23 protein-coding genes, 2 tRNA genes and 1 other annotated feature are annotated in these 24,009 nt (G+C 55.5%); of the genes, 14 read left to right on the forward strand and 11 right to left on the reverse strand.

Annotated elements, in window-relative coordinates; genetic code table 11:
• Nucleotides 1–107: 107 nt before the first annotated feature.
• The 3 genes from shiA (at nt 108) to ABFI50_RS01380 (ending at nt 4,741) form a co-directional block, all read left to right on the forward strand.
• Nucleotides 108–1,421, forward strand: coding sequence for a shikimate transporter (gene shiA, locus ABFI50_RS01370; protein ID WP_014884455.1), 1,314 nt, complete (start codon nt 108–110; stop codon nt 1,419–1,421).
• Between the two features lie 73 nt (nt 1,422–1,494).
• On the forward strand, nt 1,495–2,949 hold the full coding sequence (locus ABFI50_RS01375) for an AMP nucleosidase (protein WP_347485186.1): 1,455 nt from the start codon (nt 1,495–1,497) through the stop codon (nt 2,947–2,949).
• A gap of 19 nt (nt 2,950–2,968) precedes the next feature.
• The gene (locus ABFI50_RS01380) at nt 2,969–4,741 is read left to right on the forward strand and encodes an aminopeptidase P family protein (protein ID WP_182115574.1); all 1,773 of its coding nucleotides are present in this window, start codon (nt 2,969–2,971) and stop codon (nt 4,739–4,741) included.
• 136 nt (nt 4,742–4,877) lie between these two features.
• Here the strand turns inward: ABFI50_RS01380 and ABFI50_RS01385 are convergent.
• Together ABFI50_RS01385 and emmdR are read right to left on the reverse strand one after the other, a co-directional pair.
• Nucleotides 4,878–4,953 (reverse strand) — tRNA-Asn (locus ABFI50_RS01385).
• 103 nt (nt 4,954–5,056) lie between these two features.
• Entirely contained in the window at nt 5,057–6,511 is a 1,455-nt protein-coding gene (gene emmdR / locus ABFI50_RS01390; RefSeq protein ID WP_121496143.1) for a multidrug efflux MATE transporter EmmdR, read from the reverse strand.
• A 161-nt stretch (nt 6,512–6,672) separates the two neighbouring features.
• Here emmdR and ABFI50_RS01395 point away from each other — a divergent pair.
• Nucleotides 6,673–6,748, forward strand: a tRNA-Asn gene (locus tag ABFI50_RS01395).
• Between the two features lie 144 nt (nt 6,749–6,892).
• Here ABFI50_RS01395 and ABFI50_RS01400 read toward each other — a convergent pair.
• The 4 genes from ABFI50_RS01400 to dacD form a co-directional block, all read right to left on the reverse strand.
• On the reverse strand, nt 6,893–7,228 hold the full coding sequence (locus ABFI50_RS01400; protein WP_008499467.1) for a DUF496 family protein: 336 nt from the start codon (nt 7,226–7,228) through the stop codon (nt 6,893–6,895).
• 158 nt (nt 7,229–7,386) lie between these two features.
• Nucleotides 7,387–8,445 (reverse strand): FUSC family protein, encoded by a 1,059-nt coding sequence (locus ABFI50_RS01405; RefSeq protein ID WP_014884459.1) that lies wholly within the window; start codon nt 8,443–8,445, stop codon nt 7,387–7,389.
• A 92-nt stretch (nt 8,446–8,537) separates the two neighbouring features.
• Nucleotides 8,538–9,011, reverse strand: coding sequence for a DNA gyrase inhibitor SbmC (gene sbmC / locus ABFI50_RS01410; protein ID WP_014884460.1), 474 nt, complete (start codon nt 9,009–9,011; stop codon nt 8,538–8,540).
• Nucleotides 9,012–9,129: 118 nt separating this feature from the next.
• Complete coding sequence (gene dacD / locus ABFI50_RS01415; RefSeq protein ID WP_014884461.1) at nt 9,130–10,296, reverse strand: serine-type D-Ala-D-Ala carboxypeptidase DacD; 1,167 nt, start codon at nt 10,294–10,296, stop codon at nt 9,130–9,132.
• A 207-nt stretch (nt 10,297–10,503) separates the two neighbouring features.
• Here dacD and sbcB point away from each other — a divergent pair, with 207 nt between their 5' ends.
• Entirely contained in the window at nt 10,504–11,931 is a 1,428-nt protein-coding gene (gene sbcB, locus ABFI50_RS01420) for an exodeoxyribonuclease I (RefSeq protein ID WP_169809476.1), read from the forward strand.
• Nucleotides 11,932–12,058: 127 nt separating this feature from the next.
• Here sbcB and ABFI50_RS01425 read toward each other — a convergent pair whose 3' ends face one another.
• The 4 genes from ABFI50_RS01425 to ABFI50_RS01440 form a co-directional block, all read right to left on the reverse strand.
• Nucleotides 12,059–13,417 carry an APC family permease gene (locus tag ABFI50_RS01425; protein ID WP_014884463.1) on the reverse strand — a complete coding sequence of 453 codons (1,359 nt, stop codon included), beginning with the start codon at nt 13,415–13,417 and terminating at the stop codon, nt 12,059–12,061.
• A complete protein-coding gene (yoeI, locus tag ABFI50_RS01430) occupies nt 13,407–13,469 on the reverse strand; it encodes a membrane protein YoeI (protein ID WP_099458931.1) in 63 nt (20 codons plus the stop codon). The genes ABFI50_RS01425 and yoeI overlap by 11 nt, the downstream gene beginning before the upstream one ends.
• A gap of 219 nt (nt 13,470–13,688) precedes the next feature.
• Nucleotides 13,689–14,618, reverse strand: a complete 930-nt coding sequence (locus ABFI50_RS01435; protein ID WP_045134941.1) for a LysR substrate-binding domain-containing protein — start codon at nt 14,616–14,618, stop codon at nt 13,689–13,691.
• A gap of 41 nt (nt 14,619–14,659) precedes the next feature.
• Nucleotides 14,660–15,484, reverse strand: coding sequence for an SDR family oxidoreductase (locus ABFI50_RS01440; protein WP_196347365.1), 825 nt, complete (start codon nt 15,482–15,484; stop codon nt 14,660–14,662).
• 175 nt (nt 15,485–15,659) lie between these two features.
• Between ABFI50_RS01440 and hisL the strand changes: the two genes are divergently transcribed.
• The 9 genes from hisL (at nt 15,660) to hisIE (ending at nt 22,876) form a co-directional block, all read left to right on the forward strand.
• Complete coding sequence (hisL, locus tag ABFI50_RS01445) at nt 15,660–15,710, forward strand: his operon leader peptide (protein WP_001364200.1); 51 nt, start codon at nt 15,660–15,662, stop codon at nt 15,708–15,710.
• Nucleotides 15,686–15,809: a sequence feature (His leader region), on the forward strand. (Overlaps the previous gene by 25 nt.)
• Nucleotides 15,810–15,854: 45 nt before the next feature.
• Entirely contained in the window at nt 15,855–16,754 is a 900-nt protein-coding gene (gene hisG, locus ABFI50_RS01450; RefSeq protein WP_023330857.1) for an ATP phosphoribosyltransferase, read from the forward strand.
• Between the two features lie 5 nt (nt 16,755–16,759).
• Complete coding sequence (hisD, locus tag ABFI50_RS01455; RefSeq protein ID WP_347485189.1) at nt 16,760–18,064, forward strand: histidinol dehydrogenase; 1,305 nt, start codon at nt 16,760–16,762, stop codon at nt 18,062–18,064.
• Nucleotides 18,061–19,122: a histidinol-phosphate transaminase gene (gene hisC / locus ABFI50_RS01460; RefSeq protein WP_014884468.1), complete on the forward strand. Its 1,062-nt coding sequence runs from the start codon at nt 18,061–18,063 to the stop codon at nt 19,120–19,122. Before hisD ends, hisC begins: the two co-directional genes overlap by 4 nt.
• Nucleotides 19,119–20,186: a bifunctional histidinol-phosphatase/imidazoleglycerol-phosphate dehydratase HisB gene (gene hisB / locus ABFI50_RS01465; protein ID WP_347485191.1), complete on the forward strand. Its 1,068-nt coding sequence runs from the start codon at nt 19,119–19,121 to the stop codon at nt 20,184–20,186. Before hisC ends, hisB begins: the two co-directional genes overlap by 4 nt.
• A complete protein-coding gene (gene hisH / locus ABFI50_RS01470; RefSeq protein ID WP_014884470.1) occupies nt 20,186–20,776 on the forward strand; it encodes an imidazole glycerol phosphate synthase subunit HisH in 591 nt (196 codons plus the stop codon). Before hisB ends, hisH begins: the two co-directional genes overlap by 1 nt.
• Entirely contained in the window at nt 20,776–21,513 is a 738-nt protein-coding gene (gene hisA / locus ABFI50_RS01475) for a 1-(5-phosphoribosyl)-5-[(5-phosphoribosylamino)methylideneamino]imidazole-4-carboxamide isomerase (RefSeq protein WP_023330861.1), read from the forward strand. The genes hisH and hisA overlap by 1 nt, the downstream gene beginning before the upstream one ends.
• Entirely contained in the window at nt 21,495–22,271 is a 777-nt protein-coding gene (gene hisF, locus ABFI50_RS01480) for an imidazole glycerol phosphate synthase subunit HisF (protein ID WP_023330862.1), read from the forward strand. Before hisA ends, hisF begins: the two co-directional genes overlap by 19 nt.
• On the forward strand, nt 22,265–22,876 hold the full coding sequence (gene hisIE, locus ABFI50_RS01485) for a bifunctional phosphoribosyl-AMP cyclohydrolase/phosphoribosyl-ATP diphosphatase HisIE (RefSeq protein ID WP_347485192.1): 612 nt from the start codon (nt 22,265–22,267) through the stop codon (nt 22,874–22,876). The genes hisF and hisIE overlap by 7 nt, the downstream gene beginning before the upstream one ends.
• 43 nt (nt 22,877–22,919) lie before the next feature.
• Here hisIE and wzzB read toward each other — a convergent pair whose 3' ends face one another.
• On the reverse strand, nt 22,920–23,900 hold the full coding sequence (gene wzzB / locus ABFI50_RS01490) for an LPS O-antigen chain length determinant protein WzzB (RefSeq protein WP_023337515.1): 981 nt from the start codon (nt 23,898–23,900) through the stop codon (nt 22,920–22,922).
• Nucleotides 23,901–24,009: the final 109 nt, after the last annotated feature.

The raw sequence follows: 24,009 nt of genomic DNA on the forward strand, positions 1-24,009 counted from the left end.
TCAGACGTTCTGTCGCGGTAGTCTCATAGGTTCCGTTTATATGACGGCTGCTATGTGAGTGACCTTTTCTTATACCAATAATTAAAATCAGTATGGACAGGACAACTATGGACTCCACCCTCATCTCCGAACGTCCCGGCGAGGAGACCCCTTCGCTCAATCGTGCCCGTCGTGCCGCCCTCGGCAGCTTCGCGGGCGCCGTCGTCGACTGGTATGATTTTCTGCTCTACGGTATCACCGCCGCGCTGGTGTTTAACCGTGAATTCTTCCCCCAGGTCAGCCCCGCGATGGGCACCCTCGCCGCATTTGCCACCTTCGGCGTCGGGTTCCTGTTTCGTCCGCTTGGTGGGGTGATCTTCGGCCACTTCGGCGACCGGCTGGGCCGCAAACGCATGCTAATGCTTACCGTCTGGATGATGGGGATTGCCACTGCGCTGATTGGCATTCTCCCTTCGTTTTCCGCCATTGGCTGGTGGGCACCGGTATTGCTGGTGATACTGCGCGCCATCCAGGGCTTCGCCGTAGGCGGCGAATGGGGCGGTGCGGCGCTGTTGTCCGTTGAGAGCGCACCGAAAAACCGGAAAGCGTTCTACAGCAGCGGCGTACAGGTGGGATATGGCGTGGGGCTGCTGCTGTCGACCGGGCTGGTGTCACTCATCAGCCATTACACCACCGACGAGCAGTTCCTGAGCTGGGGCTGGCGCATTCCGTTTATCTTCAGCATCGTGCTGGTCATTGCCGCGCTGTGGATCCGTAACGGGATGGAGGAGTCGGCAGAATTCGAAAAGCAGCAGGAAAAGCCTTCCGTCAAAAAACGCCTTCCGGTTATGGAAGCCCTCGTCCGGCACCCTGGCGCTTTTCTGAAAATTATCGCCCTGCGCCTGTGTGAGCTGCTGACGATGTACATCGTCACCGCGTTTGCCCTGAACTACTCGACGCAAAATCTCGGTCTGCCGCGTGAGCTATTCCTGAATATTGGTCTGGTGGTCGGCGGGATCAGCTGCCTGACTATCCCCTGTTTCGCCTGGCTGGCGGACAAATTTGGCCGCCGTCGCGTCTATATCACCGGCGCGCTGATTGGTACCCTCAGCGCCTGGCCGTTCTTTATGGCGCTGGAGGCGCAGTCTGTGTTCTGGATTGTCTTCTTCGCCATTATGCTCGCGAACATCGCTCACGATATGGTGGTCTGCGTACAACAGCCGATGTTTACCGAACTGTTTGGCGCGAGCTATCGCTACAGCGGCGCGGGCGTGGGCTACCAGGTTGCCAGCGTGGTCGGCGGCGGCTTCACGCCGTTTATTGCCGCCGCGCTGGTGACCTTCTCCGGGGGAAACTGGCACAGCGTGGCGATTTATCTGCTGGCAGGATGCCTGCTGTCAGCGGCGACGGCGCTACTGATGAAAGAGACGCGCCACAGCTGATCTCCCTTTTGTTTCACAGGCGTGTGACATACTATCGGGTAGAGTCGCACACCTGTGGAACAAGGAGACAGAGATGAATAATAAGGGCTCCAGCCTGACCCCGGCTCAGGCGCTGGAAAAACTCGACGCACTGTATGAACAGTCCGTCAACGCGCTGCGTAGCGCCATCAGCGAATATATCGAAACAGGGAAACTTCCCGACGAAAAGGCCAGAAGTGAGGGCCTTTTTGTTTATCCATCGCTCTCTGTGACCTGGGACGGCAGCGCCAGCACGACGCCAAAAACCCGCGCCTATGCCCGTTTTACCCACTCCGGCTGCTACAGCACCACCGTCACCCGCCCTGCACTGTTCCGCCCTTATCTTGAAGAGCAACTCACGCTGTTATACCAGGATTACGGCGCACACATTGCCGTAGAACCTTCACAGCATGAGATCCCGTATCCTTACGTGATTGACGGTTCGGCGCTAACCCTTGATCGTTCCATGAGCGCGGGACTGACCCGCCATTTCCCAACCACCGAGCTTTCACAGATTGGCGATGAAACGGCAGACGGGATTTATCACCCGGCAGAATTTTCTCCCCTCTCGCACTTTGATGCCCGCCGGGTGGATTTCTCGCTGGCACGCCTGCGCCACTACACCGGCACGCCCGCCGAGCATTTCCAGCCGTTCGTGCTGTTTACCAACTACACCCGTTACGTCGATGAGTTTGTCCGCTGGGGCTGCAGCCAGATCCTTGACCCGGAAAGCCCGTACATCGCGCTCTCCTGTGCGGGCGGGATCTGGATCACCGCAGAGACCGAAGCGCCCGAGCAGGCCATTTCCGACCAGGCATGGAAAAAGCACCAGATGCCTGCCTGGCACCTGATCACCGCCGACGGCCAGGGCATCACGCTGATCAACATCGGCGTGGGGCCGTCGAACGCCAAAACCATCTGCGACCATCTGGCGGTACTGCGCCCGGACGTCTGGCTGATGATCGGCCATTGCGGCGGCCTGCGCGAAAGCCAGCTGATTGGTGATTACGTGCTGGCCCACGCCTACTTACGCGACGACCACGTTCTCGACGCCGTGCTGCCGCCAGACATTCCGATTCCGAGCATCGCTGAAGTGCAGCGCGCGCTGTATGACGCCACCAAAGAGGTGAGCGGCATGCCCGGTGAAGAGGTTAAGCAGCGCCTGCGCACCGGTACGGTGGTCACTACCGATGACCGTAACTGGGAGCTGCGTTACTCCGCCTCCGCGCTGCGGTTCAACCTGAGCCGTGCGGTGGCGATTGATATGGAGAGCGCCACCATTGCCGCGCAGGGGTATCGCTTCCGCGTGCCTTACGGCACCTTGCTCTGCGTGTCCGATAAGCCGCTGCATGGCGAAATCAAGCTGCCGGGTCAGGCCAACCGCTTCTATGAAGGGGCGATATCCGAACACCTGCAAATTGGCATTCGTGCCATTGATTTGCTGCGGGCGGAAGGTGACAAACTGCATTCCCGCAAGTTGCGTACCTTCAACGAGCCACCGTTCCGCTGATAACTATTAAGGAAAATGCATGTCCACCTCATCACCCTTAGCGGCCCTGCGCCAGTGGCTTCAGGAAAACCATCTCGACGGGATAATCGTCCCGCGCGCGGATGCCTGGCAGAGTGAATGCTGCGCGCCGTATGATGAAAAACTGGCCTGGCTGACGGGCTTTGACGGCTCGGCTGGCCTGGCGCTGGTTCTGAAAGACAAAGCGTTGCTGTTCGTCGACGGGCGCTATCAGGTGCAGGCCCGCGTTCAGGTCAACCTGGATGAGATTGAAATTCATCATCTGCACAATGAACCGCTGGCAGCATGGCTGGTGGCAAACGTCGAGCCCGCCACACGCATCGGTTTTGATCCACTGCTGATGACAAATACCGAGTTTACGCAACTTTCTGCCACGCCGTGTCAGCTCGTCCCGCTGAATGCCTCACCGTTTGACACGCTCTGGATCGATCGTCCTGCCGCACCGGCGGGGCCGATCCGTGAAATGCCGGTTGCGGTAAGCGGTGAAAGCAGCGAAGACAAACGTCAGCGCGTTGCCGCCGTGCTGGCCGCGAACAATGCTGATTATCTGGCGGTTACGCTGCCGGATAACATTGCCTGGCTGCTCAACGTACGCGGGTCAGATATCCCCACCAGCCCGGTACCGCTCTCTTTTGCCCTGTTGCGTCGCGACGGTCACGTGGAGTGGTTTGTTAACGACACTAAGCTCAGCGCCCTGCCCGAAGCCGTGCGTAACACGCTCGCCACTGCGCCACAGGACGCCTTTATCGAACGCTGCCGAGAAATTGCAGAAGGTAAACGAGTCATGGTCGATGCCGATTCAGCACCGGTAGCCCTGCGCTTCGCCATTGAACCCCAGGGGGAGATCGTCTGGCAGACCGATCCGATCACCCTGCTGAAAGCCACCAAAAACCCGGTCGAGCTGGCAGGGTATCGTGAATGTCATCACCAGGACGGCGCCGCGTGGGTCAACTTCCTGGCCTGGCTGAGCCGTGAAGTGCCGCGACGTGAAGCGGCTGGAAATCCGTTAACCGAGCTCGAAGTACAGGCGCAACAGCTCGCGTTCCGTAAACAGCAGCCCGGCTTTATCGAGCAGAGCTTTGCGACCATTTCCGCCTCTTCGAGCAACGCGGCGATGTGCCACTATCACTCCAGCGAGGCCAGCAACAAACCCATCGGCCACGATCATTTTTACCTGAATGATTCTGGCGGTCAGTACACTAACGGCACCACCGACGCCACGCGCACGCTTGCCTGGGGTCATGTTCCCCCGCAGCAGCGTATGCATTATACCGCCGTACTGAGAGGCTTTCTGTCGCTGATAACCCTGCAGTTCCCATCCGGCACACACGGGCATCAGCTGGACGCTTTCGCGCGACGTCCGCTGTGGGAAATGGGGCTGGATTACGATCACGGCACGGGACATGGCGTGGGGCATCAGCTTCTTATCCATGAAAACCCACACCGCATCGCCAAAAAGGTTAACCCCTGGCCACTGGTGGCGGGCAATATCATGACCATTGAACCGGGGTATTATCTGGGCGGCAGCCACGGTATCCGCATTGAAAACCAGGTGGAAATTGTTGAAAGCCGCCCGGGGTTCTGCACGTTTTCTTCGCTAACGCTGATCCCGATTGATTTAAGCCAGGTGGAATTGCAGCTGTTGACCGGGCAGGAAAAGCAGTGGCTGGATGAATATCATCAGCAGGTTCGCGAGGCGCTGTCACCGCTGGTGAATAGCGAGGCGCGTCCGTGGCTGATTGAGGCGACGGCGCCGATTAGTTTGGCTCGATAGTGCGGCTTTTGCCGGATGGCGGCTTTGCCTTACCCGGCCTACGGAACAAGTAGGCCCGGTAAGCGCAGCGCCACCGGGCAATACTTCCAGAGATTAAAAAGCAAAAAGCCTGCTTTAAAAGCAGGCTTTTTAAATTTGGCTCCTCTGACTGGACTCGAACCAGTGACATACGGATTAACAGTCCGCCGTTCTACCGACTGAACTACAGAGGAATCGTGTGAACGGGGCGCATATTATCGATGCTCCCCCGGGATGTCAAAGGCAGAATGCAGATTTCCGATCGTTTGCCGATTTATTCTCCATTTCGCGCATTTGTCAGGCATTTTGGCGCGGATATTTCCATAGCCAGCGCCCGCTGACCATACGCCAGTAGAACAGCGCCCCGCGCACGGCCCAGTCAAGGAACATTCCCAGCCAGACACCCACCACGCCCCAGCCAAGCACTACACCTAACGTATAACCCGCCACAACCCGACACCCCCACATGCCGAGCATCGACACCCACATCGCAAAACGAGCATCACGCGCCCCTTTCAGCCCCGCGGGTAGCACCCATGAGGCCGCCCAGATGGGCATAAACGCGGCATTGAGCCAGATAAGGATCTTAACAACCTCTTTCACATCCTGTTCATGGGTATAAAACGCGGCCATCAGCCCGGCAAAGGGGGCGGTTCCCCAGGCGATCGCCGTCAGGCCAATCGTTGACAGCCAGAACACGTGGCGCAGCTGACGTTCCGCCTGGCCTATCTGCCCTTTCCCGAGCCGTTTGCCCGTGATGATGGTCGAGGCTGAACCCAGCGCGTTACCCGGCAGGTTAATCAGCGAGGCGATGGAGAAGGCGATAAAGTTACCGGCGATAACGTCGGTCCCCATACCGGCGACAAACATCTGCGTCAGCAGCTTACCGCCGTTAAACAGCACTGATTCAATACTGGCGGGAATACCAATCCCCATCACTTCCCAGATAATGGCGAAGTTAAAGGGTCGGAAGTAGCTTTTCAGCGTAAGCCGCAGCGAAGGCGTGATGCCCGTCATCAGCACCCCGATAATCGCCGCAGCACCAATGTAGCGAGAAATGGTTAGCCCCAGACCGGCACCGACGAACCCCAACCCTTCCCATGAAAACACGCCGTAGATCAGCACGCTGCTGATGATGATATTCAGGATATTCATCCCGCCGTTGATCAGCAGCGGGATTTTGGTGTTACCTGCCCCGCGCAGCGCACCACTGCCAATCAGCGCGATAGCCGCGGCCGGATAGCTTATGACGGTCATTTCGAGGTAGGTTAGCGCCAGGTCCTTCACCTCGTTCGTGGCTTCCCCGGCGACAACGTCGATAATCTCTTTACCGAAATAGTGGATCACCGCCGCCAGAACGATCGAAAAAATGGTCATGATCATCAGCGACTGGCGAGCCGCCTCGCGGGCCCGTTTGGGGTCAAGCTTGCCGAGGCTGAAGGCCACCACGACGGTTGTCCCAAGGTCGATAGCCGCGAAGAAGGACATCACCACCATGTTGAAGCTGTCCGCCAGCCCAACCCCCGCCATCGCCTCTTTCCCCAGCCAGCTGACAAGGAAGGTGCTCAACACCCCCATCAGCAGTACGCAGGTATTCTCCAGAAAGATAGGCACCGCAAGGGGGGTGATTTCACGCCAGAAGAGGACACGATAGCTTTTACGTTTTGCGTACCAGGGCGTGCGCATGATCGCCTGGCGCAGAGGAGCAGTGACGTTCAAAATGGACCTTAGCGAGAAAAGTTGAAACTCCATTTCAAATGATGGGGGAGAAATGCTCATCCTGCAAAGTATTTTCCTGAAAAAGATGTGTGGATTTACAACAAACTGACGACAGATTCAGCAGTCAGTCGATTTTCTCTAAGATCAGGTTTGACAAAAGTTTTTTCGCCGCTAAGATAAGCCTCCACAACGATTCCTCTGTAGTTCAGTCGGTAGAACGGCGGACTGTTAATCCGTATGTCACTGGTTCGAGTCCAGTCAGAGGAGCCAAATTTAAAAAGCCTGCTTTTAAAGCAGGCTTTTTGCTTTTCTGTGCCTGATAAAATTGTCGGGTGGCGGCTTGCGCCTTACCCGACCTACTAAAATAAAAAAGGCTCTCTGTCACCAGAGAGCCTTTTTCACCATTCATTGCGATTACTCGCTTTTTGCTTCGCCGTTTTTGATTTCGCCCATCACTTTCAGCTTTTTAGAGATATCGCGACGCTCTTTGGACAGCTCAGCATTTTTGATGATGTAGTCATCCACGCGGTCTTCATAGTCGCTCTTCATGCTGGCGATGATGCCCTGAATAGCTTCAACGCTCATGCCTGGCTTGATGTAGTCGCTCAGGTTGTCGAGCAGCAGGACACGTTTCTGGTTGTCACGGATCTTCTTCTCAACGTCCTGGATTTCACGCTGCAGTTTGTTTTTGCGGCGGAACAGGCGGACGAATTCCAGAACATCCTGGAACGAAGGCTTGGTAGTTTCCATTTTTACACCCCTGATAATGTGAGATTCGGATTCGTTAAAGCAACCGTTGTATCAATAACCTTACTGACAGCGGCTGCGAATGACAATGACTATATCGTTTAAAGCTATCATAACCCCAATTGCTGCTGAATCGAAGCAGCAGGCGTCACATCCGCGTTTTATTTGCGCAGCGCCCGGCAAATGAGGTGCGATAACAGTTCAAGCTGCCGGGCCAGTTCCAGGCTCAACCAGACATAGCCATGAATGGGCGTTTCCGCCACGTTATCACCCTGCCGCTCGCTAATAAGCGTTTTCAGCTCCGCCACAATGTCATTCAGACGCTCGCTGTTCGCCAGTATCGGCTGCGGGTTGCCTTCATAGAGCGCATGAGCGATGGTCAACAGGGTTTGCTGCGTCATCTGCTGTGTCTCTTTCAGCGTATGTGCGTTGAGCATCAGCAGATGGCTTGGGCGAGAAGCCCAGTGCGCGTTAATCTGCAGCTCAAGCATGCAGACCAGATTGCGGCTTACGGTCTGAATAGCCTCGAAAATCGCTTTCTGAATATGGGTCTCTTTGCTCGCGGGGGTAATCAGGCCGCGCATTTTGACCACGTCATTAAGGATGGTTTGCAGATGCTTTTCCAGCCGTGGGCGCTCAACCAGATTGGGGGAGAAACCGGCCTGGTAAACGCGGTTAAACGCGGTGACATAGCTGGCCATCTGGATACGCCAGTGCAAAAAAGCACGCTGCGGCCAGATGCCGGTAAACAGCATGGCAAGCAGCGAGCCCAGGATGACATCCCCGCTTCGCCAGAGCGCCGTAGTCATATCCCCGGCCGGTGCGCCAACCACCACCGCAAGCGTGATACCAATCAGCAGCGCCTGATAGGGGCGTTTGCCCAACGCCAGCCAACCGCAGAGGAACATGGCCGCACCGCACCATGCCAGCATGACCGGAAATGAGATAAGCTCCAGCTTCAGGGCAATAAGCCCCAGCGCAGAGCCAAGAACGGTACCGCCGATCCGCTCGAAGGCGCGAGGAACAACGTTCCCCCAAAATGAGATAGGCCCCATCACCACCACCAGCGTGATCAGCGGCCACGTCCCCTCCGGAACATCCAGCAGTCGGACCAGTATAAAGGTCAATACGAACGCCAGCGCAATGCGGCACCCATGCACCACGCGGTAATGTTTGTATAGACGAATTTCAAACGGCGTTAATGATTTGTCGGGACGCACACCCGCTCTCCAGCTACACGGCAAATCACAATTGTACTGTGTTTTCAGCCGGGAGGATCACACCCGGCTGAAAAACCCTTCATTTAGCAGGCTTAAGCCGTTTTGTGCTCTACCGCGATAAACATTTCGATATCCCAGTAACCGTCCGCGTTGCCATCATTGAGATAGCGTTCGAAGCAGGGTTTGAGCGCCATCTGGTATTTATTGTCCTGCAACAGGGAATTGAAGAACTGATACCACGGTGTTGCAAAGTCGTAGTTTTCCACACGCGCCGTGGCCACGGCATAATCACCCGCCGCGATTTCCGTCATCATGACGCCTTCGCTGTTATCCGGGATAACAAAATCCTCCGGTACCGTAACGGCCGTATCACAGCGCAGTTTTTCCGCCGGGACCTCATCAGGATTATCGTAGTAGACCGCCACCCACTCCAGCGGCTCAATGTGACGTCCGTCCACCCACATGACCAGCTGTTCAAATCCCTGCTTAACCGTTTTTTCCCACGGCCCAACAAGATGAAAACCCGCAATCTTACGCTTCTGTTGCTGCTTGATGCTGTAGTCCATACTGCCTCCGCTTATTACTGTATATTTATACACTATAAAACAGGAACAATATTATCGGCAAACGAGGAGTGTTTATTATGTGAGCAGACTCGCAACCCTGCCAGTCTGCTCAGAAAGGTTAGATTTTTTGGTGCAGGTAATCACTGAGGCGAGAGAAAATCCCACCCTTATCAACACGTTCCAGGGTGACCAGCGGCCAGTGTGCCACCACTTTGTCGCGGTCATAGAGCTGGATCTCCCCAACCCGCTGATGTGCGGCAATCGGCGCTTCCAGCTCTTTCTTATCCAGAACGTATTTCGCCTTAATGTTCGCCACTTCCGCTTTCGGTAAAGCCAGCCAGAAGTCCTGATCCGTACCCAGATTTACCTGTTCTTTATCACCGTACCAGATACGTTCTGTCCCTACTTTTTTACCGCTGTGCAGAATCTGCACCGTATCGAAATTCTGCTGACCCCAGTGCAGCAGTTTCCGGGCCTGGTCTTCGCGCCCTTTCGGGCTGTCCGCCCCCATCACCACCGCGATTAAACGGCGCTGACCGTCAACGGCGGAAGCAATCAGGTTAAAGCCCGCGCCAGAAGTGTGCCCCGTTTTGAGGCCATCCACGTTCATGGTTTTATCCCACAGCAGGCCGTTACGGTTTTGCTGGGTGATCCCGTTCCAGGTGAGGCTCTTTTCGCTGTACATATGGTAAAACTCAGGCTCGCCGTGAATGATAGCCCGGGAGAGAACGGCCAGGTCATAGGCCGAGCTGTGTTGACCCGGCGCATCAAGCCCATGGACGGTTTCAAAGTGCGTATCGCGCAGGTTCAGCTTCTGCACATAGTCGTTCATCATCTTCACAAACTGCGGCTGCCCACCCGCTACGTGATCGGCCAGCGCCACGCAGGCGTCGTTGCCGGAATCCACAATCAGCCCGCGGCTTAAGTCCCGCACGGAGACGCGATCGCCCTCTTTCAGGAACATCAGGGATGATCCGTCAAAAACCGGGTTCCCTTTGGCCCATGCGTCACGGCCTACGGTGACAATGTCATCCGGCGTAATGCGATGGCTATCAATGGCCCGATCAACCACATAACCCGTCATCAGCTTAGTAAGGCTCGCCGGATTACGTTGTTGATGTTCGTTGCCCGCCGTTAAGATCTGACCAGTCGTGTAATCCATCAGCACCCACGAGCCCGCCTGAATGGCCGGAGGCTGCGGGGAAAAATCCAGCGGTTCGGCCGCAAAAGCAGATGAGATACTCGAAGCGAGTAAAGAAACAGCAATAAACAGACGGCGTTTCAACGGTATATCCTCAGGTCATTAAAAATCGATGACCTTTTTACGGGAGTTCTGATGTCGTTACCTGGGTTAATTGCAAAAAAATGTGACAGAACGCAGGTTTCACGCTGAATCTGTCTCGCAAATTTGCACCACGGCGGCGCTTTTTATTCGGTCTGACCCGCACGATCGTTTACCATAGTGGCGTCATTTTTTAACAGGATGGTATTACTGGTGTCTGACTCTGCCGCACGCCCCACTTTTTTATTCCACGACTATGAAACCTTTGGCACGCACCCGGCGCTGGACCGACCGGCGCAGTTTGCCGCCATCCGTACCGACGACGAATTCAACATCATTGGCGAGCCTGAGGTCTTTTACTGCAAACCTGCTGATGATTACCTGCCGCAGCCAGGCGCGGTCATGGTCACCGGGATCACCCCTCAGGAAGCGCGGGACAAGGGGGTGAACGAGGCGGAGTTCGCCCGCCGCATCCACGATCTGTTTACCGTCCCCAATACCTGCGTGGTCGGTTACAACAACATCCGTTTCGATGACGAAGTGACCCGCAACGTTTTCTATCGCAACTTCTACGATCCGTACGCCTGGAGCTGGCAGAACCGCAACTCGCGCTGGGATCTGCTGGATATCATGCGCGCCTGTTATGCCCTGCGTCCTGAAGGCATCAACTGGCCGGAAAATGAGGAAGGTCTGACGAGCTTCCGCCTGGAACACCTGACGCGCGCTAATGGCATTGAGCACAGCAATGCCCACGACGCAATGGCGGACGTCTATGCCACTATTGCCATGGCGAAGCTGGTGAAAGCCGCGCAGCCCCGGCTGTTTGAGTATTTGCTGAGCCATCGCAGCAAGCAGAAGCTCATGACCCTTATCGACGTGCCGCAGATGAAACCCCTGGTGCATATCTCCGGTATGTTCGGTGCCTGGCGCGGTAATACCAGCTGGGTGGCACCGCTGGCGTGGCATCCGGACAACCGTAACGCCGTTATTATGGTGGATTTAGCGGGCGATATTTCGCCGCTGCTGGAACTTGACAGCGATACCCTGCGCGAACGGCTCTACACCCCGAAAAATGAGCTTGGTGACCTGCCCGCGGTGCCGGTCAAACTGGTGCATATCAATAAATGTCCGGTACTGGCGCAGGCGAATACGCTGCGCCCGGAGGATGCTGACAGGCTGGGCATTAACCGTCAGCACTGCCTGGATAACCTGAAAGTGCTGCGCGAAAATCCGCAGGTACGCGAGAAAGTGGTCGCGATCTTCGCCGAAGCGGAGCCGTTTGTGCCGTCGGAAAACGTCGATGCACAGCTCTACAACGGCTTCTTCAGCGATGCCGACCGTGCAGCGATGAATATTGTCCTGCAAACCGAGCCGCGGAACCTGCCGGCGCTGGACATCACTTTCGCCGATAAACGCATCGAAAAGCTGATGTTTAATTACCGCGCACGTAACTACCCCGGTACGCTGGATGAAACAGAGCAGGAGCGCTGGCTGCAGCATCGTCGTAACGTGTTTACGCCAGAGTATCTGCACAACTACGCCCAGGAGCTGGAGATGCTTTACGGTCAGTACGAAGGGAATGCAGAGAAACAGGCGCTGCTGAAAGCGCTGTTTCAGTACGCGCAAGAGATAGTCTGAAAATCAGACATAAAAAAGCGGAGACGATGGTCTCCGCTTTTTTTTGCCCGGTGGCGCTTCGCTTACGCGGGCCTACAGGAGTGTTGTTTTGTAGGCCGGGTAAGCGCTAGCGCCACCCGGCGAGTCATCACGCAACGTCTTCGTACTGAGGAACCGGGTTACGGAAGCTCTTCGTTACGCAGGCCAGGTAAACCAGGCCGATACCGCCCCAGATCAGCCCCAGAATCATAGAGCTCTCTTCAAGGTTGATCCACAGCGCACCCACCGTCAGCGCACCACACACTGGCAGCACCAGATAGTTGAAGTGGTCTTTCAGCGTTTTGTTGCGCTTCTCACGGATCCAGAACTGCGAAATCACGGAGAGGTTAACGAAGGTGAACGCCACCAGCGCACCGAAGTTAATCAGCGCAGTTGCAGTTACCAGGTCGAATTTAATCGCCATCAGCGCAATCGCGCCAACCAACAGCACGTTCCACGCCGGAGTACGCCATTTTGGATGCACATAACCGAAGAAGCGAGTCGGGAACACGCCGTCACGGCCCATAACATACATCAGACGAGAAACGCCTGCGTGTGCCGCCATACCGGATGCCAGTACGGTCACGCTGGAAAAAATCAGCACGCCCCACTGGAACGTTTTACCCGCAACATAAAGCATGATTTCAGGCTGCGACGCATCCGGATCTTTAAAGCGAGAGATATCCGGGAAGTACAGCTGCAGGAAGTAGGAGGCACCGATGAAGATCAGGCCGCCAATCAGCGCCGTCAGGAAAATCGCTTTCGGGATCACGCGCTCAGCATCTTTGGTCTCTTCTGACAGAGAAGAGATACCGTCAAAGCCCAGGAACGAGAAGCACAGAATCGTCGCACCGGTAATCATCGGCACAACATGTGCGCCTTCAGACCAGAATGGACGCGTGCTGGTCAGCGTGCCCGCACCTTCACCGTGAGAAACACCGTAGATGATCAGGCCGACGATAACTGCCACGATGCCCATCTGCAGAATAACAATCAGGGTGTTGAAGTTTGCCACGGTCTTGATGCTGCGCAGGTTAGAAATGGTCATAAAGGCCACCAGCGCGACAACAAAGATCCACGACGGCACGGAAGGCACCAGCGCTTCAAAGTAAATTTTTGCCAGCAGAATGTTGATCATCGGCATGAACAGGTAGTCCAGCAGAGATGACCAGCCCACCATAAAGCCAACTGCCGGGCTAATGGATTTCTGAGCATAGGTGTACGCAGAGCCTGCTGACGGGAAACGGCGGACCAGTTTTCCGTAGCTCAGCGCGGTAAAGAGGATCGCGACCAGTGCGAAGGCGTACGCCGTCGCAACGTGACCGTTGGTGAGGCCCGATACGATACCGAATGTATCGAACAGCGTCATCGGTTGCATATAGGCAAGGCCCATCATAACAACCGGAATCAACGTAAGCGTTTTACGTAATTCCACGCGAGAGGTGTTTGGAGTTGCGTTATGCGACATAGTTATTCTCCTTTACGGTGATAACCGCCACGTAAGCGAAAAATTGCCCCATTTCTTTCTTCCTCAGCGACAACAACTGTCGGATTTTAGTAAATATCTATCCGGTACGAAGCCCGGCCTCTTGGTTTTTAGTTTCGTTTCGTACATGCAAAAAAAAATAACCGACGCCTTTTATATCGTCGATTATTCATTTGGTTGCAGCGGCGGCATTTTGCCCCACATCGGATACAAAAGGCAATACTTTGCAACGCACCGGGCCGTTTTCTTTCTGCTAACTGGCTGATTTCTGGACGCCGGGCTGAGAGTAAATTGCCGCGATAGCACTATTTGCTAAAATTTCATCCCGCCACCAGGCGCTCGCAAGCCCGGCGGTTTGTTCATTCCAGCCCATCCATACCGATTCGTTACTGCTTTGAGCAAGTACCTGTTTTTCAACAAGCGCACCGCTATCAATAAACCGCTGCGCCAGATAGCGCGGTAAGTAGCCGCAGCCGAGTCCACTAATTTGCAGTTCCAGCTTAGTTTTAAAGTCAAAAACCGTGATGGCTTCCTGCTCATCAAGCAGTTGCGAGGAAACCGAACATTCCGGGCGAGCGTTATCCCCCACCACGATGGCGCGATAGCCTTTAATCACGCGGCGGTTAAGGGGCTCTGGCTCCTGAGCCAGCGGATGATGAGGCGCCACGGCGAACACCTGCTCCAGCACGCCAAGTCGGGCAAAGCCAAATTCACTCAGCTGGGGGGGCTCATGCAATGCCCCGACAAAAATATCTGCCCTGCCCTGCGTTAAGGCATCCCAGGAGCCGCCAAGCACACCGTTGATGAAGATAAGCCGGGTGACGCTGTGATGTTGATAAAACGCTTCGATCAGCGGGGTCAAAAGAGAGAACGGGAAGGTATCATCCACGCCAATGACCAGCTCGTTCTCCCATCCCTGGTGGAGCTTGACGGCCTGTTTTTCCAGTTCACGAACGGTGTGCAGGACTTCGCGGCCTTTTTCCAGCAGCATCTGTCCGGTACGGGTAAAACGCGCGCGATGTCCGGTGCGATCGAGGATTTGGATATTAAGATCGCTTTCCAGTTTTTGAACGGTGTAACTCAATGCCGAAGGGGTTTTATAGAGCTTTGCTGAAGCAGCCGCAAAGCTTCCCTCTTTTTCCAGTGCATCCAGAATAATAAGAACATCCAGCAGCGGTTTCATGCTCGCCCCCTTCCGGTGTGCGATCGTTTCCGCTGCGGGACTTATTCCATAGGCATCACCAGCGGATCGGGATATTGATACTCAAACCCCAGCTCATGACAAATGCGATTGCCATCAACAATTTTGCCTTTGCTTTCGTCCTTTGCCTCAGCAAAAACCGGCGGAGCCAGGCCAAGCTGACGCGCCATCAGCGGGTAAAACGTGCTGCGCGCAGGATGAGAAGGTGCACATATATTATAGATGTGTCCACCTTTTGGAGCTTTTAAGAGTAGCTCAATCGCGCCAATAACATCCTCAAGATGAACAAGATTGACGACATGCTGCCCGTCCGGCGCCAATTTCCCGGCAAAAAAGCGTCCCGGATGCCGCCCGGGGCCGACCAGCCCCGCCAGACGGACGATATCCACCTGCGTGCCGGGCAAATTATGCAGCCAGTCTTCCAGCTCTTTAAGGACCTTGCCACTCGCGGTCACCGGACGGCGCTCAGTTCCTTCTTTCATTACGCCCGGAGCATCGCCATAGACCGACGTCGAACTGGTAAAAATGATACGCGGAACATGGTGCGCAAGGGCACTGTCGACAATCTCCTGCATTGCCTGCAGATAGAATGATTCACCCGGGCCGCTGCGCCGCGCGGGTAGTGTAATCACCAGCGCATCGACGTTCATCAGCGTGTCCAGATCGTCCGCATCACACACCAGCTCCGGTTCCAGACGCAGTTCAACGCCATCAATACCGCACATGCGTGCCGCTTCGACCCCATCCCTCGTCGTTTTGCTCCCGGTCACCTGCCAGCCTTTCGCGGCTAATGACATCGCCAGCGGCATTCCCAGCCAGCCCAAACCGACAATCGCGACCTTTTTCATGCGAATTCTCCTGACTCTCACTCGTCTTTCATAAGGCTACGCCAGCCTGGCAGAACACACAATTCATAGCATCAATATGAAATGAATTAATGATCAAAAAAAGCCCTTGCAATCTGTCACACAACTGGTTTAGGTTAAAAGACATCAAATGAATAAGCATTCATCGAGAATTTATATGACACGCGTTCAATTTAAACACCACCATCATCACCATCATCCTGACTAGTCTTTCAGGCGATGTGTGCTGGAAGACGTTTGGATCTTCCAGTGGTGCATGAACGCATGATAAAGCCCCCGGAAGATCTTCTTCCGGGGGCTTTTTTTTGGACCAAATTCAGACAGGTTAAAACAGGTTAACGAGGAATAAAGAATGTTAGATAACTCACGCTTACGCATAGCTATTCAAAAATCAGGTCGTTTGAGTGATGATTCACGCGAACTGCTGGCCCGCTGCGGGATTAAAATCAACCTGCACACCCAGCGCCTGATTGCTCTGGCTGAAAACATGCCGATCGACATTCTGCGCGTGCGTGATGACGATATTCCAGGCCTGGTCATGGATGGCGTCGTTGATCTCGGGATTATCGGTGAAAACGTGCTGGAAGAAGAATTGCTGACCCGCCGTGCGCAGGGCGAAGACCCGCGTTACTTCACCCTGCGTCGTCTGGATTTTGGCGGCTGCCGCCTGTCGCTGGCAACGCCGGTTGATGAACCCTGGGACGGTCCGGCCGCGCTGAATGGCAAACGTATCGCCACCTCCTACCCTCACCTGTTAAAGCGTTATCTGGATCAGAAAGGCGTGCAGTTTAAATCCTGCCTGCTGAACGGCTCGGTTGAAGTGGCACCGCGTGCGGGTCTGGCGGACGCTATCTGTGACCTCGTCTCTACCGGCGCGACGCTGGAAGCGAACGGCCTGCGCGAGGTCGAAGTGATTTACCGCTCCAAAGCGTGTCTGATCCAGCGTGATGGCGATATGGCCGATGCCAAGCAGCAGCTCATCGACAAACTGCTGACCCGTATTCAGGGCGTGATTCAGGCACGTGAATCCAAATACATCATGATGCATGCGCCGACCGAGCGTCTGGATGAAGTGATTGCCCTGCTGCCGGGCGCAGAACGTCCAACCATTCTGCCGCTGGCGGGCGATCAGCAGCGCGTGGCAATGCACATGGTCAGTAGCGAAACCCTCTTCTGGGAAACCATGGAAAAACTGAAGGCGCTGGGCGCAAGCTCCATTCTGGTGCTGCCAATTGAGAAGATGATGGAGTAACGGCCATGCGTTTTAACACAATCATCGACTGGAATACCTGTAGCGACGCACAGCAGCACGAGCTGCTGATGCGCCCGGCGATTTCCGCCTCCGAAAGCATCTCCCGCACCGTGGCGGAGATCCTTGATAGCGTCAAAACGCGTGGCGATGACGCGCTGCGTGAATACAGTGCAAAGTTTGATAAAACCGAAGTTGACGCGCTACAGGTCACCGGGCAGGAAATCGCGGAGGCGGAAAGCCGCCTCGGTGACGACATCAAACAGGCGATGGCCGTCGCGGTGAAAAACATTGAGACCTTTCACGTTGCGCAGAAACTGCCGACCGTGGACGTGGAAACCCTGCCCGGCGTGCGTTGTCAGCAGGTGACTCGCCCGGTGGCGTCAGTCGGGCTTTATATCCCTGGCGGTTCAGCGCCGCTGTTTTCAACCGTATTAATGCTCGCAACCCCGGCGCGTATCGCCGGATGCCAGAAAGTGGTGCTGTGCTCTCCGCCACCGATTGCCGATGAGATCCTTTATGCGGCAAAGCTGTGCGGCGTACAGGCAGTCTATAAAGTGGGTGGTGCCCAAGCCATTTCGGCCCTGGCGTTCGGGACTGAATCCATTCCGAAGGTCGACAAAATCTTTGGACCGGGCAACGCGTATGTAACCGAAGCCAAGCGCCAGGTCAGCCAGCGTCTGGACGGTGCGGCAATTGATATGCCAGCCGGCCCTTCTGAGGTACTGGTGATTGCCGACAGCGGCGCAACGCCGGATTTCGTGGCGTCCGACCTGCTTTCACAGGCTGAACACGGCCCGGACTCCCAGGTCATTTTGCTGACACCGGACGCCGATATGGCTAAACGTGTGGGTGAGGCCGTTGAGCGTCAGCTTGCCGACCTGCCCCGTGCCGACACGGCACGCCAGGCGTTATCCGCCAGCCGCCTGATTGTGGCGCGTGACCTGGAGCAGTGCATTGCTATTTCCAACCAGTACGGCCCGGAGCATCTGATTATTCAGACCCGCAACGCCCGCGATCTGGTCGACAGCATTACCAGCGCTGGCTCGGTGTTCCTCGGCGACTGGTCACCGGAATCCGCGGGCGACTACGCTTCTGGTACCAACCACGTTCTGCCGACGTATGGCTATACCTCAACCTGTTCCAGCCTGGGCCTGGCGGATTTCCAGAAACGGATGACCGTGCAGGAACTTTCCCGAGAAGGGTTTGCCTCGCTGGCTTCAACTATTGAGACGCTGGCCGCCGCCGAACGTCTGACTGCCCATAAAAATGCCGTTACGCTGCGCGTTGCTGCGCTGAAGGAGCAAGCATGAACATTGAAGAATTAGCCCGCGAAAATGTCCGTCGCCTGACGCCTTATCAGTCCGCGCGCCGCCTGGGTGGCAAAGGCGATGTCTGGCTGAACGCCAACGAATTCCCGACGGCGGTGCAGTTTGAGCTGTCGCAGCAAACGTTGAACCGTTATCCGGAGTGTCAGCCGAAAGCGGTAATCGAAAACTACGCCCAGTACGCAGGCGTGAAGCCGGAGCAGGTGCTGGTCAGCCGTGGGGCAGACGAAGGCATTGAACTGCTGATCCGCGCGTTCTGCGAGCCGGGAAAAGACGCAGTAATGTACTGCCAGCCGACCTACGGCATGTACAGCGTCAGCGCCGAAACCTTCGGCGTGGCGTGCCGCAACGTGCAGGCGCTGGAGAACTGGCAGCTGGATCTGCAGGGGATTGCCGACAATCTTGACGGCGTAAAAGTCGTGTTTGTCTGCAGCCCGAACAATCCAACCGGGCAGATTATCACGCCACAGGATATTCGTACCCTGCTGGAAATGACGCGCGGTAAAGCGCTGGTGGTCGCGGACGAAGCCTATATTGAGTTCTGCCCACAGGCGACGCTGACAGGCTGGCTTGAGGAGTATCCGCATCTTGTTGTGCTGCGCACACTGTCGAAGGCTTTCGCCCTCGCGGGCTTGCGCTGCGGATTCACCCTGGCGAATAAAGCAGTCATCGACCTGCTTTTGAAAGTCATCGCCCCGTATCCACTCTCCACGCCGGTTGCGGATATTGCGGCACAGGCGTTGACGCCTCAGGGCATTAATGCGATGCGCGAACGCGTGGCGCAGATCCTGGAAGAACGCCAGTACCTGGTCACCGCCCTGAAGGATATTGCGTGCGTGGAGCAGGTGTTTGACTCGGAAACCAATTACATCCTGGTGCGTTTTACCGCCTCGAGTGCCGTATTTAAATCTTTGTGGGATCAGGGCATTATCTTACGAGACCAGAATAAACAACCTTCCCTGAGCGGCTGCCTGCGCATTACCGTAGGCACCCGCGCAGAGAGCCAGCGCGTGATTGACGCCCTGAAAGCGGAGAAAGTATGACCCAGAAGATCCTTTTCATCGATCGTGACGGCACCCTTATTTCAGAGCCACCAGCCGATTTTCAGGTCGATCGTTTCGACAAACTGGCTTTTGAACCGGACGTGATACCGGTGCTGCTTACGCTGCAAAAAGCCGGTTATAAGCTGGTGATGATTACCAACCAGGACGGTCTGGGTACCGACAGCTTCCCGCAGGCAGACTTTGACGGCCCCCATAATTTAATGATGCAGGTGTTGACCTCTCAGGGCGTAGCGTTCGATGAGGTACTGATTTGCCCGCACATGCCAGCCGATGAGTGCGACTGCCGTAAGCCAAAAGTGAAGCTGGTTGAGCGCTATCTGGCTGAGGATATGCTGGATAAAACCAACAGCTATGTCATCGGGGATCGCATCACTGATATTACGCTGGCGGAAAATATGGGCATTGCGGGGCTTCGCTACGACCGCAACAATCTTGGCTGGGCAAAGATTGGCGAACAGCTGACAAAACGTGACCGCTACTCGCACGTTGAACGCAACACCAAAGAGACACAGATTGATGTGAAGGTCTGGCTGGACCGTGAAGGCGGCAGCAAGATCCACACCGGTGTCGGTTTCTTTGACCATATGCTGGACCAGATTGCCACCCACGGCGGTTTCCGCATGGAAATCTCGGTGAAGGGTGACCTTTACATTGACGATCACCACACCGTAGAAGATACCGGTCTGGCGCTGGGTGAAGCCCTGAAGCTAGCGCTCGGAGACAAACGCGGCATCAACCGTTTTGGTTTTGTTCTGCCGATGGACGAATGTCTGGCGCGCTGCGCGATGGACATCTCCGGTCGTCCGCACCTGGAATACAAAGCCGACTTCACCTACCAGCGCGTGGGCGATCTCAGCACCGAAATGGTGGAGCATTTCTTCCGTTCCTTGTCCTACACCATGGGCCTGACGTTGCATCTGAAAACGAAAGGCAAAAACGATCACCACCGCGTGGAAAGTCTGTTTAAAGCCTTTGGCCGTACACTGCGTCAGGCGATCCGCGTGGAAGGTGACGCCCTTCCCTCGTCGAAAGGAGTGCTGTGATGAACGTGGTGATTCTGGATACCGGATGCGCCAATCTGAACTCCGTCAAATCGGCCATTGCGCGCCACGGCTACGAGCCGGTGGTGAGCCGTGATCCGGACGTGGTATTGCGCGCCGACAAGCTTTTCCTGCCCGGCGTAGGCACCGCCCAGGCGGCGATGGATCAGATCCACGAGCGCGAGCTGGTCGATTTGATTAAAGCCTGTACCCAACCGGTACTGGGGATTTGCTTAGGCATGCAGCTTCTGGGTCGCCGCAGCGAAGAGAGCAACGGCGTTGACCTGCTGGGTATTATTGACGAAGACGTACCGAAAATGACCGACCACGGCCTGCCGCTACCGCATATGGGGTGGAACCGCGTTTACGCGAAAGCAGGTGACCGTCTGTTTCGCGGCATCGAAGACGGTGCGTATTTTTACTTCGTGCACAGCTACGCCATGCCGGTGAACGCCCATACCATCGCCCAGTGCAACTACGGCGAGGCATTTACTGCCGCGGTGCAGAAAGACAATTTCTTCGGCGTGCAGTTTCACCCGGAACGTTCGGGCGCCGCGGGCGCGCAGTTGCTGAAAAACTTCCTGGAGATGTGATGATCATTCCCGCTTTAGATTTAATTGACGGCACGGTTGTCCGTCTGCATCAGGGCGATTACGGCCAGCAGCGTGACTACGGGAACGACCCGCTGCCGCGTCTGCAGGATTATGCGGCTCAGGGCGCGCAGGTATTGCATCTGGTGGATTTGACGGGCGCGAAAGATCCGGCGAAACGCCAGATCCCGCTGCTGAAAAACCTGGTTGCTGGCGTTAATGTGCCCGTACAGGTCGGCGGCGGCGTGCGTACGGAAGAGGATGTTGCGGCACTGCTGGATGCAGGCGTGGCGCGCGTGGTGGTAGGCTCAACCGCGGTCAACGATCCTGAGACCGTGAAAGGCTGGTTCCGCCGCTTCGGCGCCGATGCGCTGGTGCTGGCGCTGGACGTTCGCATTGACGAACAAGGTAATAAGCAGGTGGCGATCAGCGGCTGGCAGGAAAACTCCGGGGTAACGCTGGAAGAACTGGTCGAGATGTATCTGCCCGTTGGCCTGAAGCACGTGCTGTGCACCGATATCTCTCGCGACGGTACGCTGGCAGGCTCTAATGTCTCGCTGTATGAAGAGGTTTGTGCACGTTATCCGCAGGTGGCGTTCCAGTCTTCAGGCGGCATCGGCGATATAGACGACGTGGCTGCGCTGCGCGGTACCGGTGTAAAGGGTGTGATTGTAGGCCGTGCCCTGCTGGAAGGTAAATTTACTGTAACGGAGGCGATTCAATGCTGGCAAAACGGATAATCCCTTGTCTTGACGTACGCGACGGTCAGGTTGTGAAAGGCGTGCAGTTCCGCAACCACGAGATTATTGGCGACATCGTTCCGCTGGCAAAACGTTATGCCGATGAAGGCGCAGACGAGCTGGTCTTTTACGATATCACCGCCTCAAGCGATGGTCGCGTGGTCGACAAAAGCTGGGTCGCGCGCGTGGCGGAAGTGATTGATATTCCGTTCTGTGTCGCGGGCGGGATTAAGTCCGCTGACGACGCGGCCAAAATTCTCTCTTTTGGTGCCGACAAGATTTCCATCAACTCCCCTGCCCTGGCCGACCCGGAGCTGATTACCCGTCTGGCCGATCGCTTTGGCGTGCAGTGCATTGTGGTTGGGATCGACACCTGGTATGACGCTGCAACCGGTAAATATCACGTCAACCAGTATACCGGTGATGAGAGCCGGACGCGTGTCACCCAATGGGAAACGCTGGACTGGGTGCAGGAAGTGCAGAAGCGCGGCGCGGGTGAGATTGTGCTGAACATGATGAACCAGGACGGCGTGCGTAACGGGTATGACCTCGAGCAGCTGAAAAAAGTCCGCGCGGTCTGCCACGTGCCGCTGATTGCCTCCGGCGGTGCGGGCACCATGGAGCACTTCCTGGAAGCTTTCCGTGATGCGAACGTAGACGGTGCGCTGGCGGCGTCCGTGTTCCACAAACAGATTATTAATATTGGTGAGTTAAAGACGTACCTGGCCGACCAGGGCGTGGAGATCAGGGTATGTTAACAGAGCAACAACAGGCGCAGCTGGACTGGGAAAAAACTGACGGATTACTGCCGGTGGTTGTACAGCATGCCGTCTCAGGCGAAGTGCTGATGCTGGGGTATATGAACCAGGACGCGCTGGCGAAAACGATCGACAGCGGCAAGGTGACGTTTTTCTCACGCACGAAACAGCGTCTGTGGACCAAAGGTGAAACCTCAGGTCATTTCCTGAATGTGGCCAGCATGGCGCCAGACTGCGATAACGACACCCTGCTGGTGCTGGCCAATCCGATCGGGCCGACCTGCCACAAGGGCACCAGCAGCTGCTTCGGTGAGACGAGCCACCAGTGGCTGTTCCTGTATCAACTGGAACAGCTGCTGGCAGAGCGTAAAACGGCGGATCCTGAAAGCTCTTACACTGCGAAGTTGTACGCCAGCGGAACCAAGCGTATTGCGCAAAAGGTAGGGGAAGAAGGCGTTGAGACTGCGCTGGCTGCGACGGTGCATGACCGCGAGGAGCTGACCAATGAGGCGTCGGATTTGATGTATCACCTTCTGGTACTGCTGCAGGATCAGGAGCTGGATTTGACGGCGGTGATCGAGAATCTTCGTAAGCGCCACAAATAAAAAAACCGGGGAATTTCCCCGGTTTTTTTATATCCAATGTGGTTCAGGATTTGGGTTTGTAGTTACGCAGTGCATTGCGGCCCAGTACCACACCAGAACCAATAATCCCGCCCAGCAGAACCGCCAGAATTAAGGTGATCGCCTTTTTCGGGCTATCACGTCGGACAGGGAGATCCGGCTTCATGACGTAACGATAGACGTGAATCGTGTCTGGATTCACATTCAACTTCTCGATATCCAGTAAGTTTTGTTTCGTCTGATAGTAAGCAGGAGAGAACACTAGCGGGCGAGACGCTTCGTTATCAATCATCGATTTCAGCGCTTCACTACCCAGCAGGAACATAGTTTCCTGGGTCACATCCTGAGTTTGCTGGATCTGTGGGGTCGCGATTTTTGCAGCTTCCGCATTTTTAAGCGCCTCAGTGATCTGTTTGATTCGCAGATCTTTCTGCTCCTGAGCAACCTTTTCCTGGTTTTCCAGAGAGTCATTTAGCGTGGTAATTTGCTGCTTGATATTATCTTTGAGGTCGAGAGAAAGTTCTTTCGCTGTTTGCTGATCAACCTGCTGTATGTATTGCGCCAGCTGTTTTTGAGCCGCTTCTGCAGACTCCCCCTGATAGGAGACGCTTAACGGCAGCGGTTGCCCCTTAACGGTGGTGTCGATAGTCAGCTTTTCTGGAATGTCCTGGTTTTCGAGAGCCTGAGCTAAAGCAGAAAACGAGGAATTGAAACGATTAATAGCACGGTTCTGGATATCCAGCATTGAAGGTGCAGCGCTACCGTAAAGGATATTCAGTGCATTGGCGTAAGTGGCGATCTGCGCCGCATCTGGCTGAGCAATAATGGCGGAGGAAGTCCATTTCTCTTTCGCGACTGTAATGTATACGCCCGCTAATACGATAAAAACCGCAATAAATGCCCCAATTACCCACTTTCCGCGCCAAAGTTGCAGCACTAAATCAAGTAAATCAATTTGCTCCGGGTCAGTACTGCGCGTGACCAGGCTATTGTTGTTTTGCGTCATACAATCCCTAACAGATGAAAAAGGGCAAAAAAAATTATGTTTACGTAGTTTATCTGTTGCTGAGGATTTTTCTATAGGAATTCGATGAGTTATATCGGAAAGATGGGTT

Origin of the sequence: Enterobacter sp. HNDS-6, from assembly GCF_039850505.1 — a bacterium.
In the GTDB taxonomy this organism is placed as follows: domain Bacteria; phylum Pseudomonadota; class Gammaproteobacteria; order Enterobacterales; family Enterobacteriaceae; genus Enterobacter; species Enterobacter kobei.